Genomic DNA, 14571 nt, shown 5'->3' on the forward strand with positions numbered 1-14571 from the left:
TCCCAGGAGGCAACAAGATGAGCGAACGTATCGATTTCCACAGTGCAGCACCGGCAGGCATGAAAGCGCTGGGCGGCGTATACAGTTATCTGGCGCAAACCGATCTGCCGCTCACTTTACTGGAACTGCTGTTCCTGCGCATATCGCAGATTAACGGCTGCGCCTACTGCATTGATTTACATACCAAAGCGCTGAATAAAGCGGGCATGAGTTGGGATAAGATTGTATTGACCTCGGTCTGGCAGGAATCCGGCACGCTGTTCAGTGATAAAGAGAAGGCGGCCCTGCACTGGGCTGAATGCCTGACGCTGATTGCTCAGCAGGGCGCGCCGGATGCCTGCTATGCCACATTAAAAGAGCAATTTAGCGAGAAAAGTATTGTCGATCTGAACATCGCAATTGGCCTGATGAACACCTATAACCGCATGGCGATAAGTCTGAAAAAGCTGCCAGCCAGCGCGAATCAGTCATAAGTGAATCCGATGCGTGCGCCGGCGCGCGTGCATTTTCAGACTCACAAAAATGTAACATTATTTTTACACGAGCAGCTTTTCAGGCTCTCATCACCCGATTCCCGTTATTCCTTGCTGCATAATAAATCGCTAAATTTCAGCGAATTAAATAATTCCGCACGGTTCATATCCATTCCGGCCCTGCACCAGCATGGGGCTTTCTCGCAACATACACTTTCAGTTAACTCACTGACTTATCTCTAAAAAACCGCTAATACGCCACCGCCCCTGATGATTAATTCTTATGCTGAATCATTTCTGCATTTAAAAAATAAACAAATGTTTAATTCAGATGCGAGAATGTTATATTCGGATGACTAAGCATAACGTTCAGTTAACGCGTTATCACCGCTTAACCCTATACCTGAGACTTAACCTTAGAGAAATAGCGCAACGCGCTCGAAAGAAGCGTGACTATTTCGCCTGCGAAACTGTTGGGCTTCAGGTCAACAGAAGAGGAGATGTCGCCTCATGAGCAATTCAGCTGTAAACCTTGCGCTCGCGATGAGTGCCATGGCAAAGGACACCACTACTACCGCGCAGGAGCGCAAAGACGTTGACGTGCTGCTGATTGGCGCAGGTGTGATGAGCGCCACCCTCGGCGCGTGGCTGCAGGATTTAGAGCCGGACTGGTCCATCGAAATGGTGGAGCGGCTGGATAGCGTGGCCGAAGAGTCGTCCAACGGCTGGAATAACGCGGGCACCGGTCATGCGGCGCTGGCAGAGCTGAACTATACGCCTCAGCAGGCGGATGGCAGCATCGACATCTCCAAAGCGGTGACGATCAACGAATCGTTCCAGATTTCCCGCCAGTTCTGGGCTTATCAGGTCCAGAAAGGCAACCTGCGCAACCCTGAAAGCTTTATTCACAGCACGCCGCACATGAGCTTTGTCTGGGGTGACGACAATGTCGACTTCCTGCGCAAGCGCTTTAAGGCGCTGCAGAAGAGCACCCTGTTCCGTGGCATGGCCTACTCCGAAGATCCGCAGCAGATTGCCCGCTGGATCCCGCTGGTGATGAATGGCCGTGACCGCAGTCAGAAAGTGGCCGCGACCTGGACGGAGATGGGCACCGACGTGAACTTCGGTGAAATCACCCGTCAGCTGATTGCCTCGTTAGAGAAGAAAGCGAATTTCCAGCTGCGTCTGCGTCAGGAAGTGCGTGAGCTGAAGCAGCTCGCCGACGGTCGCTGGCAGGTGACGCTGCAGTGTCTGAACAGCGGCACGCGTCGCACACTGACGGCAGGTAAAATCTTTATCGGTGCGGGCGGCGCGGCGTTACCGCTTCTCCAGAAGGCGGGTATCCCGGAAGCCAACGGCTATGCCGGTTTCCCGGTGGGCGGTTCGTTCCTGGTCACAGAAAATCCGCAGGTCGTCGCGCAGCACATGGCCAAGGTCTACGGTAAAGCCAGCGTCGGCGCGCCGCCGATGTCTGTGCCGCATGTCGACACCCGCGTGCTGGATGGCAAGCAGGTGCTGCTGTTTGGCCCATTCGCCACCTTCTCGACTAAGTTCCTGAAGCAGGGTTCGCTGATGGATATGTTCACTTCGCTGAACAGCAGCAATATGCTGCCAATGGTGAAAGTGGGGCTGAAAAGTTTTGATCTGGTGAAATACCTGATGGATCAGGTGCTGCAAAGCGATCGCGACCGGATGGACGCGCTGCGCGCCTATGTGCCGCAGGCGAAGCAGGAGGACTGGCAGTTAGTCACTGCCGGTCAGCGTGTGCAGATCATCAAGAAAGATGAAAAAGAGGGCGCCGTGTTGCGTCTGGGCACCGAAGTGGTCGCTTCACAGGATGGCACGATTTCAGCGCTGCTGGGTGCCTCGCCAGGTGCGTCTACGGCGGCACCGATCATGCTGGAGCTGCTGCACAAGGTCTGTCCTGAGCAGATGGCTTCGCCGGAATGGCAGAACAAAATCCGCGCGGTGATCCCTTCCTGGGGTCGCAAACTGAACGGCGACGTGGCGCTGACAGAGAAAGTGTTAGCTGAAACCAGCCGCATTCTGCATCTCGATTACTCGCCGGTCACCCCGATGGCGGCCAACGATGAAGGACGGGAAACCGCCTTCGTCGTCGGCAAGTAATGTGCCACTGAAGAACAGAAGGCTTTGCATCTGAATTGCCCCAGCAAACCGGGCAGTTTATATTAAGCCGCTTTCAGGGCCTGGGTCCGGTACCTAACCGGACCCAGGCCTTTCCGTTTCAGGCTTATCCGCGCGTTATTTCATCATGAACCTATTCGCAGATCGCCCGCTTCACCTTATCAATTCAGTTAAACTGCTCGCAATATAAACACGCCGAGTCCAGCGTGCAGATGCTGTGTCCCTGCATAATAATTTCCGTGCAGTCTCAGATCCGCGATATACTTTGCATCACTCCATGTGCTTTAAATTTGGCTATCTGTTAATCGTAAAATTACGATAAAAATATGAGCTCTGCGTCACATTAAGGAATATGTCATTTTGTTATTTTCTCCAGGCTCATTATTTAAAAAGGATTTTCATAAAAGGATTAAATATTTTAGAAGTAAAATATGTCTCTGGTGTCGGAGCCGAATCTTACAGATTCGATGTTAATCTGGAGATTGCTCAGGTTATGACTGCGAAGTTTAACCAATGTAATGTAAAAGATTTAACTACAGATATGTTTCAATTTGCAATAGCCTCCGGCGTGCCGGGCTCAATGAGCGGTGCCGTAATCGTTCCTGGCATCGGACTCGTGCCAGGATGGATTGTCGGAGCAGCTACGGATGCGACAGGCGCGGCTTTCACTTACGGACTAACCTGCTGGTGGTAATGAAACCGGTACAGAGAGTTTTTTTAGATACGCTGCTCATCATTTTAGCATTATTTTTAATGGTCTATTTTATTGATGGTTTACCAACGATAAAAGACTTAATCAAAATAGTGATAACCGGAGTATTAACAGGACTGATAAATTACAAGCTATATGGTAAATAAAATCGCTGTTTGCAGAATTAAAATATCACCTTTTAAAAATCTTACTTAATCGATTAACGCTTTAAAGCTGGACAGCTTATATTAAGGCGCTTTCAGGGCCTGGGTTCGATATTCAACCGGACTCAGGCCTTTCATTTTCAGGCTTGTCGGTTCGCTATTTTAAGAGATAGGTTCAAAGATGACTCTGCTGGGTGAGCAGCTTTAAGGGTCAATCCGGTTGCGGGGCCTTTTTTATTGGCCGGTTACCTGGTCGATTCGGGCATTCTCTATTAGGGTTAAGGCATCTTTTAGCTGCACGATCAGGAGGAACCCGCATGTCTTACTCCCCTGCGTCACCCGAATTTACCCTGCTCGACCGCTACTGGCGGGCAGCGAACTACCTCTCCGTCGGACAGATTTACCTGATGGATAACCCACTGTTACGCGAACCGCTCAAACCGGAGCACATCAAACCGCGTCTGCTGGGCCACTGGGGCACCACGCCAGGGCTGAATTTTATCTACGCTCATCTCAACCGTGTTATCCGCAAACAGAACCTGAATATGATCTACATCTGCGGGCCAGGACACGGCGGCCCTGGCATGGTGGCAAATACCTGGCTGGAGGGCAGCTACAGCGAGATTTATCCGCACATCTCTCAGGATGCGGCGGGCATGCAGCGCCTGTTTAAGCAGTTTTCTTTTCCGGGCGGCATTCCCAGCCACGCCGCGCCAGAAACGCCCGGCTCGATTAATGAAGGCGGTGAGCTGGGCTATTCGCTCTCCCATGCCTTTGGTGCCGCTTTCGATAATCCCGATCTGGTGGTGCCATGCGTGATTGGCGACGGTGAAGCCGAGACCGGGCCGCTGGCCTCAAGCTGGCACGGCATCAAATTCCTCAACCCTGAACGTGACGGTGCGGTGCTGCCGATTCTGCATCTGAATGGCTATAAGATTGCCAACCCGACGCTGCTGGGTCGCAGCAGCGACGAAGACCTGCACCAGCTGTTCAGTGGCTACGGCTATGAGCCGATATTTGTCTGCGGACATGAACCGGAAAAAATGCATCCGCTGATGGCGGAGGCACTGGATAACGCCTTCAGTAAGATTGCTCAGTATCAGCGAGAGGCGCGCAGCGGCAACGCCAGCACTGACGTGCCGCGCTGGCCGATGATTATTCTGCGCAGCCCCAAAGGCTGGACCGGCCCAAAAACGGTCGACGGCAAGAAAGTGGAGGATTTCTGGCGGGCGCATCAGGTGCCGGTCGCGGCCTGTCGTGAAGATGACGGTCATCGCCAGATCCTTGAGACGTGGATGCGCAGCTATCAGCCTGACGACCTGTTTGATGAGCAGGGTCGCCTGAAGCCGGAACTGCAGGCGCTGGCACCAGAGGGCGATAAGCGCATGGGCGCTTCACCGTATGCCAATGGCGGCCTGCTGCGTCGTGAGCTGGATACGCCCGGGATCGCAGAGTTTGCCTGCGATGTCAGCGAGCCAGGTGCGGAGATGGCGCAGGCCACCGAGCATCTGGGCCGCTATCTCAGCGTGCTGTTCCAGCGTAACCGCGATAATTTCCGCCTGTTTGGCCCGGATGAAACCGCCTCTAACCGCCTGACACCCGTCTTCGACGTGACCAGCCGCACCTGGCTGGAACGAACCGAGCCTTATGATGAGCAGCTGGCGCGGGATGGCCGGGTGATGGAAATTCTCAGTGAGCATCAGTGTCAGGGCTGGCTGGAAGGCTATCTGCTGACCGGCCGCCACGGACTGTTCAACTGCTATGAGGCTTTTATTCACATCGTCGATTCGATGTTTAACCAGCACGCCAAGTGGCTGAAAGTCTCGCGCAAACTGGGCTGGCGTAAACCGATCTCGTCGCTGAACTATCTGCTCTCGTCCCATGTCTGGCGGCAGGACCACAATGGCTACAGCCATCAGGATCCGGGCTTTATCGATCACGTCGCTAACAAGAAAGCGGACATCGTGCGCATCTACCTGCCGCCCGATGCCAATACGCTGCTGTGGGTTGGCGATCACTGCCTGCGCACCTGGGACCGGATCAATGTGATTGTGGCGGGTAAACAGCCTGCGCCGCAGTGGCTGGATATGGCCAGCGCCGTGACACATTGTGAAGCGGGTATGGGTGAGTGGCGCTGGGCGGGCACTACGCCGGAGAATGAACAGCCGGATGTGGTGATGGCCTGTGCCGGTGATGTCCCAACTATGGAAACGATGGCGGCGGTCGATCTGCTGCGCGAGATGCTGCCCGGACTGCGCATCCGCGTGGTGAATGTAGTCGACCTGCTGGCGCTACAGCCGGAAGAGCAGCATCCGCATGGCAAATCTGATGCGGAGTTCGATGCGCTGTTTACCCAGGACAAACCGGTGATCTTTGCCTTCCACGGCTATCCGACGCTGATCCATCGCCTGACCTATTCCCGTACCAATCACCGCAACTTCCATGTGCGCGGCTTCAATGAAGAGGGAACTACCACCACGCCATTTGATATGACGGTGCTGAACGAGCTTGACCGCTATCATCTCGCGCAGGAGGCGATTCTGCGCGTGCCGGGACTGGCCGATACACATCCGGAACTGCTGGAGGATTTACAGCAGCGTCTGGCGGAGCATCATCGCTATGTCCGTGAACATGGCGAAGATTTGCCGGAGGTGCAGAACTGGAAATGGCCGTCGGCCACCGCACCCGGTGCACCTGATTAAGCGGCCAGCAGCGCGTCGGTCAGCATCCAGACGGTCGTCGCCACCAGTGACAGCGCCATCAGGCTGTTAAACAGCTGACGCTTCCAGGCAATCTGCAGATGGCTGCGCAGGCGATCGCCCAGCGCAGCCCAGATCAGGATGCAGGGCAGATTGAGCAGCATAAAGGCGATCATCACCGTCAGCACACCGCTACTGCCGCTGTAAAGCAGCGCGACGTTGGTGGCCATCAGCCAGGCTTTGGGGTTGATGGCCTGGAAGCAGGCACCGCCCACCAGCGTCATCGGCTGTGCCCGGGTTCGCGCTTCCGGTGCACCGGCGCGAAAAATTTTCCAGGATAACCACATCAGATAGGTACAGCCTGCCAGCGTCAGCGGCAGGCGAATCGCCGCCATCCAGTGCAGCAACACCTCCAATGCCATCCCGGCAATCACTGTCTGTACCGCGCAGCCCACCAGAATGCCAAACACCATCGGCAGGGTCCGCCGCATGCCAAAATTGACCCCGGATGTCGCCAGCAACAGATTGTTCGGGCCTGGCGTAATCGACATCACGGTAACGTAACTGAAGAAAGAGGGATCGAGCATCGTGGCTCTCCTGAAAGTGGACAGCGTTCTATGCTACGGCGGAGAAAGAGATGGTAACAGTGACACAAAATCACTATTGTAATGGTTACAGTTCCCGTTAACAGCAATTGTACCCATCCACGCCGGAGGCTTCTGTGTCCCTTACTCCTGCTTCCAATCAGCCGCTCTATCAGCAGCTCGCAGACAGCTTCGCTGAGGCCATCCATCAGGGCACGCTGAAACCCGGTAAACGCCTGCCGGCGATCCGCCGTGTCGCGCAGTCACACCAGGTCAGCGTCAATACGGTGCTGAATGCCTGGCAGATGCTGGAAGATCGCGGGCTGATTGAGGCGCGGCCGCAGTCGGGCTACTACGTGCGCGGCGTGTTGCCGGCTGTAACCCGTCACGGTCAGCATAAAGCCCGGGTACGCGACCCCAGCAGCGGTAAGCTCGACCTGATCGATAAGGTGTTTGCAGCGCAGAATCATCCCGACTACACCAATATTTCCCTGGCCTGCCCGCAGGACAGCGAGCTGTTTCCGGCGGCGCGCATCGCCCGGATTACCGCCTCACTGCTGCGCCGTCATCCCAACATCATCGGGCGCTATGCACTTCCACCCGGTAGTGAGCGCTTACGGGAGGAGATTGCGCGACGGGCGCTGCACGCCGGGCAAACGCTCACCGCCGATGAGATCACCCTGACCCATGGTTGCATGGAGGCTTTACAACTGGCGCTGCGGGCGGTGACGCAGCCCGGCGACTGCGTTGGGCTGGAGTCGCCGACCTACTTTTTCCTCTTCCCCCTGCTGGCGTCGCTGGGCCTGAAGGCGCTGGAAATCCCTACCGATCCGCAGCATGGCCTGTCGCTGGATGCGCTGGAGATGCTGCTTCAGGAGCAGCGTATTAAGGCACTGATTGCGATGCCCAGCGTGCAGAACCCGCTGGGCTGCGGCATGTCGCTGGAGAATAAGAAGCGGCTGGCTAAGTTAGTGAATACTTACCACGTTCCGCTGATTGAAGATGGGCTTTATGACGAGTTGCAGTTCGACTGGCCGCTCTCACCCGCCGTGAAAGCCTTTGATCGCGATGGCTGGGTGATCTACTGCACCAGCTTCACCAAAACCGTGGCACCCGATTTCCGACTTGGCTGGACCGCCGCAGGTCGTTTTCATGATGCGATTGCCCGACTGAAAGCAGTGTCGTCGATGGCCGAATCCGCCCTGCTCTCGGAAACGCTGGCGGAGTTTCTTGCGTCCGGCGGTTATGACCATCATCTGCGCACGCTACGCCGTCGCTACGCGGCCAATCTGGATGAGGCGCGCGGTCTGATCGCCCGTTACTTCCCGGTGGGAACCCGCGCGACGCTGCCACGCGGTGGATTTGTTTTCTGGGTTGAGTTACCGGGCGGCGTGAATACCACAGAGATGTTTGATCGACTGCTGCAGGAGCAGATTTGCGTCACGCCTGGCGCGCTCTATTCGCTGAGTGAGCGCTACAACCATGCGCTGCGTCTCTCCTGCTGCTATCCGTTTGATGCGCGCTATACCCGGGCGATTCAGCGCGCAGGTGAACTCGCCTGTGAACTGGCAGGCGTGTCGTGCGGCCAGGCTCAGGGTGTACCGTTGCGGCCCCAGACGGTATAGCCGCGACGTTCAGTCAGGCGCTCGTAATAGGTGCGCACCGCCGGATAGTCGGGATGATCGAGCGGGGTTTCAAACCAGCGGTTTACCGCCAGGCCAATCGGAATGTCTGCCAGGGTAAAATTGCGTCCGGCGACGTAGCGCCCGGTTTTTTCCAGCTGCTGATTGAGAATGCTCATAGTGTGCGCCCAGCCTTTGCTGGCCGCAGCCAACAGTCGCGGGTCCTGGTGGGCCGGTGAGTTTCGCACCAGCGACATAAAGGCGTAACGCCATGAGGTGTTGAGTTCGGTGGATTGCCAGTCCATCCACTGATCGACAGGTGCACGCGTCTGCGGATGCAGAGGATAAAGCCATTCACCGCCATAGGCGTTCGACAGATAGCGCAGAATGGCGTTGGATTCCCACATCACAAAGTCACCATCTTTCAGCACCGGCACCATCGCATTCGGGTTGAGTGCCATGAATTCGGGCAGGTGCGTTGAACGGAAGCCATCGCCCCACTCTTCGCGCTGGTAATCGAGTTCCAGCTCGTCACACAGCCATAATACTTTGCGCACGTTGATTGAGGAGGCGCGTCCCAGGATCGTCAGCATTCACAGTCTCCGATAAAATCTTTAACTTATTGATAACGCTGTTAGCTGTTATAAGCAATCATCCGGCAGAGAAAAGGCCACACTAAAGCCACAGTAAGGAGTCACAATGAAGGTCGCGTTTAAGCAAATCGATGTGTTTACCTCATCAGCCTTTAACGGCAATCCGCTGGCGGTGATCATGGATGCTCAGGGGTTAAGCGACAGCCAGCTGGCGGCGATTGCCCGCTGGACAAACCTGTCGGAAACCACCTTTGTCCTTCCGCCACAGCACGAAGAGGCGGACTATCGGGTGCGTATTTTTACCGTTGAAGGGGAACTGCCGTTTGCCGGTCATCCGACGCTGGGCACCGCCCATGCGCTGCTGGAGGCGGGCTGGCCAACCCGCACACCGGGTGAAATCGTGCAGGAGTGCGGCGTCGGTAACGTGACGGTGAAGATAGGTGACGCGGACCTGGCCTTTGCCGCGCCGGCTGCCACGCTGATGCCCTGGCAGGATGCGCGGATGAGTAACGCCTTAAACTGCGATGCGTTCGATCTGACGCAAAGTCCGACGATAGTGGACATGGGGATTCGCTGGCTGCTCATTCCGATGATTAGCGCTGAAGCGGTACTGGCGCTGCAGCCCGATGTCAGTGAATTGCAGCGACTGATTCAGCATGCGGGTGTCTCGGGCATCATGCCCTTTGGTCGTCTGCCTGCGGACGAGCCTGAGCAGTATGAAGTGCGCGGCCTGCTGGTAGAGAATGGCAGTCTGACCGAAGATCCGGTCACCGGCAGTGCCAACGCCTGTCTGGCGCGCTACTTTGCCGCGGCGGGGCAAACCACCCCCTATCGCGTTCGCCAGGGCACGGCCCTGCAGCGTGCTGGTCGGGTGAATGTGACCTTTGCCGGTGAGACCATCTGGATTAGCGGCAATACCGTGACCGTCATCGACGGCACCATTACGCTGTAAAATGCGGCGGCGTCGTGTTTTTCGCGACGCCGCCCGGGGTTAAATCCCCTGCCCGCCTGACGCTTCAATGCGCTGCGCGGTGATCCAGCCCGTTTCATCGCTAAGGATCGCGCTGATAGCGTCGCCGATATCATCCGGCAGTCCGACCCGACCCAGCGCCGTCAGCCCGGCAATCTGGTCGTTAATCTCGCGGGTATCGCGTACCCGTCCTCCGCCAAAGTCAGTCTCTATTGCGCCTGGTGCCAGAATATTGACGCGAATGCGGCGTTCACCCAGCTCTTTCGCCTGATAGCGCGTCAGGACTTCCATCGCCCCTTTCATCGACGCATAGGTTGCGGAGCCCGGATAAACCAGACGGGTCAGACCGCTGGAGATATTCAGGATGCGCCCCCCGTCGTTAATCAGCGGCAATAGCTTCTGGGTCAGGAAGTAAGGCCCTTTGAAATGCACATTCACCAGCGCATCAAATTCCGCTTCGGTGGTGTCGGTAAACGGCTTGTAATGTCCGTGCCCGGCGTTGTTCACTAAATAGTCAAAGCGCTCTCGTTGCCACTGCAGCTGCAATACCTCTTTCACTTCGCCAACAAAGCGATCAAACTGCCCGGTGTCGCCGACATCCAGCGCCAGCGCCACGGCGCGTCGTCCCAGTGCTTCAATTTCCTTTACAACCGCCTGCGCCTCATCGGCATGGCTGCGGTACGTCAGAATGATATCTGTGCCTCTCGCAGCCAGTTTTAAGGCTCCATTCCGGCCTAAACCACGGTTTCCACCGGTAATTAACGCTACTTTCTGATTCATCGCTCACACCTGTTGAAAAATTGAACACGGTTTAAGGATATTCGCGAATTATTGATCTATAAACAGGGTTAAATGCGCATCACTGTTTCAATAAAAACAACAATCGGTGAACAACATGGACAAAATTCACGCAATGCAGGTGTTTGTGCGGGTGGCCGAAATGGGCAGTTTTACCCGCGCGGCAGAGAGTTTAGGCGTCCCCAAAGGCAGCGTATCGCGGCAGATTCAGGCGCTGGAGAATCAAATGGCAACACGTTTGCTGCATCGCACCACGCGCCGGGTGCAACTAACCCAGGATGGCCTGGTCTATTACGACCGCTGTCTGGATCTGTTGTCGATGATTGACGATATGGACAGCCTGTTTCAGCACGAGCCCGCCTCGCTCAGCGGTAAACTCCGGGTCGACATGTCAGTGGCGATGGCCACCGGTTTTATCCTGCCAAGGCTGCCGGAATTTCTGCAACACTACCCGGGCGTGGAAATTGAGCTGAGCAGCAGCGACCGTCAGGTGGATGTGATCCGTGAAGGATTTGACTGCGTCATCCGGGTCGGTGAGCTGAAGGATTCAGGTCTGATTGCGCGAAAAATTGGTACTCATACCTTGATCAACTGCGCCAGCCCTGGCTACCTTTCGCGTTTCGGCATGCCAATCCGGCTGGAAGAGCTGTCGCAGCATGCGATGGTGCATTATAGCCAGCAGCTCGGCCAGGCCTCACCCGGCTTTGAATATTTCGATGGCAGGCAGTGCCATTACGTTCATACCGGTGGCGTGGTGACGGTGAACAGTACGGAAACTTATCGCGCCGCCTGCCTGGCAGGGCTGGGGATTATTCAGGTGCCCGCCGCCGGGATTCAGACATTACTGGAAAGGGGCGAGCTGGTGGAAGTGCTGCATCGCTTTCCCGCCAGACCGATGCCGATCCATCTGCTCTATCCGCACCGGCGCAATGTGGCACGCCGCGTAAGGGTATTTATGGAGTGGCTGAGTCAGGTGTTACAGGAGTACGTCACCTGAGCGGCTATACTTTGATTTTAATGATAAACAGGACAGTGAAGGTCTATGACAGACAAGCAGGAAAACCCGCAGGATATGCAGCCAGAAAAGCCGCTTATCGATATTAAAACCGGCAATCACACCGTGGATGAGTCGATTGTTCGCGTGTCACGCTTCGCCACCTGGTTCCAGTCTATTCCGGCGGTGGCGCATTTTATTCGCGCTCTGGACCGCTTTAATGACCGGCTCGGCAGCCAGTTTGGCGCGGCTATTACTTATTTCTCGTTTTTATCACTGATCCCCATTCTGATGGTCTCGTTCGCCGCCGTGGGTTTTGTGCTGGCATCGAATCAGGATCTGCTGACCGATATCATCAACAAAATCGTCAGCAGCATCAGTGACCCGACGCTGGCTACCACGCTGAAGAATACGGTGAACACCGCCATTCAGCAGCGTGCCACCGTGGGTATCACTGGTTTACTGCTGGCGCTCTACTCCGGCCTTAACTGGATGGGTAATCTGCGTGAAGCGATCCGCGCCCAGTCGCGCGACGTCTGGGAACGCAAACCGGATGACAAAGAGAAGATCTGGAAACGTTATATTCGCGACTTCCTGTCATTGACGGGTCTGATGCTGGCGCTGGTGATTACGCTGTCGCTGACCTCGGTAGCCGGTTCTGCTCAGGCGACCATCGTGAGTGCGCTGGGGCTGGATGGCATTGAGTGGTTACGCCCTGCCCTGACCATTATCGCCACGTCCATTTCCGTTCTGGCAAACTACCTGTTGTTCCTCTGGATTTTCTGGATTTTGCCGCGTCATAAGCCGCGCAAGAAAGCGCTGTTCCGCGGCACCCTTCTGGCGGCAATCGGCTTTGAGGTGATTAAGTTTGTGATGACGCTGACGCTGCCGAAGCTGGCAACCTCACCTTCCGGTGCAGCCTTTGGTTCTGTGCTTGGCCTGATGGCGTTTTTCTACTTCTTCGCCCGCCTGACGCTGTTCTGTGCAGCGTGGATCGCCACAGCCAAATATAAAGATGACCCGCAGATGCCGGAAGCGGGCAGCGCATCCCGCCGCAAAGCATCGTAATTCGTTAACAACAGCGGAAAATGTCACCCCCCGGCTATTTTTTCACCCGATAACAGGATGAATAGCTGAGGGGTCACTTTTATTTAGCCCTTTCTTAGAGTATCCCGCCAGATATCGTCCGGTTTACCCCGGTATCACCCGGCATTCGTCACACCACAGAAATTATCCTCTTTTTGCCCTCTGAAGCCAGACGCGGCGCGGGTTTTCATCATTGAATGCGCTCTGGCAGATGCGTAAGATTCTTTGTCTGTATTTACAAATAAGAAACAGTTATGCAAGCCTCCCTCACAGACACACTCGACAAACAGCAGGATCCCACACCGGTTAACTCACGCAGTAAAGTGGTGATTGCCTCGCTGGTCGGTACCGCCATCGAGTTCTTCGACTTTTATATTTATGCCACTGCGGCAGTGATTGTTTTTCCGCACATTTTCTTCCCGCAGGGTGATGCCACGGTCGCCACGCTACAGTCGCTGGCCACTTTTGCTATCGCCTTTATCGCACGTCCGATTGGCTCCGCCGTATTTGGTCACTTTGGCGATCGCGTCGGGCGTAAAGCCACGCTGGTTGCCTCGCTGCTGACTATGGGGATCTCTACGGTGGTCATTGGGCTGCTGCCAGGCTATGAGACGATTGGCGTGATGGCACCGCTGCTGCTGGCGCTGGCGCGTTTTGGTCAGGGGCTGGGACTGGGCGGTGAATGGGGCGGCGCGGCGCTGCTGGCGACGGAAAATGCCCCGGCGAAGAAGCGTGCGCTCTATGGTTCATTCCCTCAGCTGGGTGCACCGATTGGCTTTTTCTTCGCTAACGGGACTTTTCTGCTGCTCTCCTGGCTGCTGACCGACGAGCAGTTTATGCAGTGGGGCTGGCGCGTGCCGTTTATTCTCTCCGCCGTGCTGGTGCTGATTGGCCTGTATGTGCGCGTGTCGCTGCATGAGAGTCCGGTGTTTGCCAAAGTGCAGAAAGAGAAGAAGCAGGTTCGGGTGCCGATTGCGGCGCTGCTGAGCAAGCATCTGACCGCCACGATTCTCGGCACTTTTATCATGCTGGCGACCTATACGCTGTTCTATATCATGACCGTCTATTCGATGAGCTATGGCACCACACCATCACCAGCAGGTCTGGGCATTCCGCGTAACAGTATGTTGTGGATGCTGATGCTGGCGGTGATTGGTTTTGGTGTGATGGTGCCGATTGCCGGTTTGCTGGCCGACCGTTTTGGTCGTCGCAAGACGATGATTATCATTACGCTGATGATTATCGCGTTTTCGTTCCTGTTCCCAACGATGCTGGGTTCCGGTTCACAGGCGCTGGTGATGGCGTTTCTGCTGCTGGGTCTGAGCATTATGGGGCTGACGTTTGGCCCGATGGGCGCGCTGCTGCCGGAGCTGTTCCCGACCGAAGTGCGTTATACCGGCGCCTCGTTCTCCTATAATCTCTCCTCGATTCTGGGAGCCTCTGTTGCGCCTTACATCGCGACCTGGCTGAATGCCAATTATGGTCTGCAGGCGGTGGGGCTGTATCTGGCATCGATGGCGGTGCTGACGCTGATCGCGTTGCTGGCCTGTAAAGAGACGCGTCACCAGACGTTGTATGACGTTTAATCCTGTTAGATGAAGATCAGTGAAACCCGGCAGCCGCCGGGTTTTTTTATGGGCTGGGTTCAATAAATCTAAGGCAGCTTAGGGAACATACTTCGACACTGAGGAGTTTAAAAGCATAGCCTTGTGGTCATGCAATAGGCTCAGGGAGCATACGCCTTTCGCAAAG

12 protein-coding genes are annotated in these 14571 nt (G+C 55.7%); 9 read left to right on the forward strand and 3 right to left on the reverse strand.

Annotated features, from left to right (window positions below):
• The first annotated feature begins 17 nt into the window (after positions 1-17).
• The 4 genes from AC6I8J_RS17845 (at position 18) to AC6I8J_RS17860 (ending at position 6175) form a co-directional block, all read left to right on the forward strand.
• Positions 18-473 (forward strand): carboxymuconolactone decarboxylase family protein, encoded by a 456-nt coding sequence (locus AC6I8J_RS17845; protein ID WP_497825610.1) that lies wholly within the window; start codon positions 18-20, stop codon positions 471-473.
• Between the two features lie 510 nt (positions 474-983).
• Positions 984-2600 carry a malate dehydrogenase (quinone) gene (gene mqo, locus AC6I8J_RS17850; RefSeq protein WP_161736894.1) on the forward strand — a complete coding sequence of 539 codons (1617 nt, stop codon included), beginning with the start codon at positions 984-986 and terminating at the stop codon, positions 2598-2600.
• Positions 2601-2970: 370 nt separating this feature from the next.
• Positions 2971-3312: a hypothetical protein gene (locus AC6I8J_RS17855; RefSeq protein WP_222924853.1), complete on the forward strand. Its 342-nt coding sequence runs from the start codon at positions 2971-2973 to the stop codon at positions 3310-3312.
• 478 nt (positions 3313-3790) lie between these two features.
• Complete coding sequence (locus AC6I8J_RS17860; protein WP_497825611.1) at positions 3791-6175, forward strand: phosphoketolase family protein; 2385 nt, start codon at positions 3791-3793, stop codon at positions 6173-6175.
• Here the strand turns inward: AC6I8J_RS17860 and AC6I8J_RS17865 are convergent.
• On the reverse strand, positions 6172-6759 hold the full coding sequence (locus tag AC6I8J_RS17865) for a LysE family translocator (RefSeq protein ID WP_161736397.1): 588 nt from the start codon (positions 6757-6759) through the stop codon (positions 6172-6174). The two genes, AC6I8J_RS17860 and AC6I8J_RS17865, sit on opposite strands and share 4 nt — an antisense overlap.
• 134 nt (positions 6760-6893) lie before the next feature.
• Between AC6I8J_RS17865 and AC6I8J_RS17870 the strand changes: the two genes are divergently transcribed.
• Positions 6894-8381, forward strand: a complete 1488-nt coding sequence (locus tag AC6I8J_RS17870; protein ID WP_161736398.1) for an aminotransferase-like domain-containing protein — start codon at positions 6894-6896, stop codon at positions 8379-8381.
• Here AC6I8J_RS17870 and AC6I8J_RS17875 read toward each other — a convergent pair.
• A complete protein-coding gene (locus AC6I8J_RS17875; protein ID WP_161736399.1) occupies positions 8348-8971 on the reverse strand; it encodes a glutathione S-transferase family protein in 624 nt (207 codons plus the stop codon). The two genes, AC6I8J_RS17870 and AC6I8J_RS17875, sit on opposite strands and share 34 nt — an antisense overlap.
• A gap of 106 nt (positions 8972-9077) precedes the next feature.
• Here AC6I8J_RS17875 and AC6I8J_RS17880 point away from each other — a divergent pair, with 106 nt between their 5' ends.
• Positions 9078-9923, forward strand: a complete 846-nt coding sequence (locus AC6I8J_RS17880; RefSeq protein ID WP_497825612.1) for a PhzF family phenazine biosynthesis protein — start codon at positions 9078-9080, stop codon at positions 9921-9923.
• Between the two features lie 39 nt (positions 9924-9962).
• Here AC6I8J_RS17880 and AC6I8J_RS17885 read toward each other — a convergent pair whose 3' ends face one another.
• Positions 9963-10721, reverse strand: coding sequence for an SDR family NAD(P)-dependent oxidoreductase (locus AC6I8J_RS17885; protein ID WP_161736401.1), 759 nt, complete (start codon positions 10719-10721; stop codon positions 9963-9965).
• 115 nt (positions 10722-10836) lie between these two features.
• Between AC6I8J_RS17885 and AC6I8J_RS17890 the strand changes: the two genes are divergently transcribed.
• The 3 genes from AC6I8J_RS17890 (at position 10837) to AC6I8J_RS17900 (ending at position 14405) form a co-directional block, all read left to right on the forward strand.
• A complete protein-coding gene (locus AC6I8J_RS17890) occupies positions 10837-11736 on the forward strand; it encodes a LysR family transcriptional regulator (RefSeq protein WP_279771831.1) in 900 nt (299 codons plus the stop codon).
• Between the two features lie 45 nt (positions 11737-11781).
• Positions 11782-12801 (forward strand): inner membrane protein YhjD, encoded by a 1020-nt coding sequence (gene yhjD, locus AC6I8J_RS17895; protein WP_033784266.1) that lies wholly within the window; start codon positions 11782-11784, stop codon positions 12799-12801.
• 272 nt (positions 12802-13073) lie between these two features.
• Positions 13074-14405, forward strand: a complete 1332-nt coding sequence (locus AC6I8J_RS17900) for an MFS transporter (protein ID WP_480343691.1) — start codon at positions 13074-13076, stop codon at positions 14403-14405.
• The last annotated feature ends 166 nt before the right edge of the window (positions 14406-14571 follow it).

It is taken from the genome of Pantoea sp. X-Soil-ISGK-355 (genome assembly GCF_059730805.1).

Bases quoted from the DNA above. Each gene is read 5' to 3' on its own strand.
- yhjD (WP_033784266.1), top strand. From the start codon at position 11,782: ATGACAGACAAGCAGGAAAACCCGCAGGATATGCAGCCAGAAAAGCCG.
- AC6I8J_RS17890 (WP_279771831.1), top strand. From the start codon at position 10,837: ATGGACAAAATTCACGCAATGCAGGTGTTTGTGCGGGTGGCCGAAATG.
- AC6I8J_RS17855 (WP_222924853.1), top strand. From the start codon at position 2,971: ATGTCATTTTGTTATTTTCTCCAGGCTCATTATTTAAAAAGGATTTTC.
- mqo (WP_161736894.1), top strand. From the start codon at position 984: ATGAGCAATTCAGCTGTAAACCTTGCGCTCGCGATGAGTGCCATGGCA.
- AC6I8J_RS17845 (WP_497825610.1), top strand. From the start codon at position 18: ATGAGCGAACGTATCGATTTCCACAGTGCAGCACCGGCAGGCATGAAA.
- AC6I8J_RS17880 (WP_497825612.1), top strand. From the start codon at position 9,078: ATGAAGGTCGCGTTTAAGCAAATCGATGTGTTTACCTCATCAGCCTTT.
- AC6I8J_RS17900 (WP_480343691.1), top strand. From the start codon at position 13,074: ATGCAAGCCTCCCTCACAGACACACTCGACAAACAGCAGGATCCCACA.
- AC6I8J_RS17875 (WP_161736399.1), bottom strand. From the start codon at position 8,971: ATGCTGACGATCCTGGGACGCGCCTCCTCAATCAACGTGCGCAAAGTA.
- AC6I8J_RS17860 (WP_497825611.1), top strand. From the start codon at position 3,791: ATGTCTTACTCCCCTGCGTCACCCGAATTTACCCTGCTCGACCGCTAC.
- AC6I8J_RS17865 (WP_161736397.1), bottom strand. From the start codon at position 6,759: ATGCTCGATCCCTCTTTCTTCAGTTACGTTACCGTGATGTCGATTACG.
- AC6I8J_RS17885 (WP_161736401.1), bottom strand. From the start codon at position 10,721: ATGAATCAGAAAGTAGCGTTAATTACCGGTGGAAACCGTGGTTTAGGC.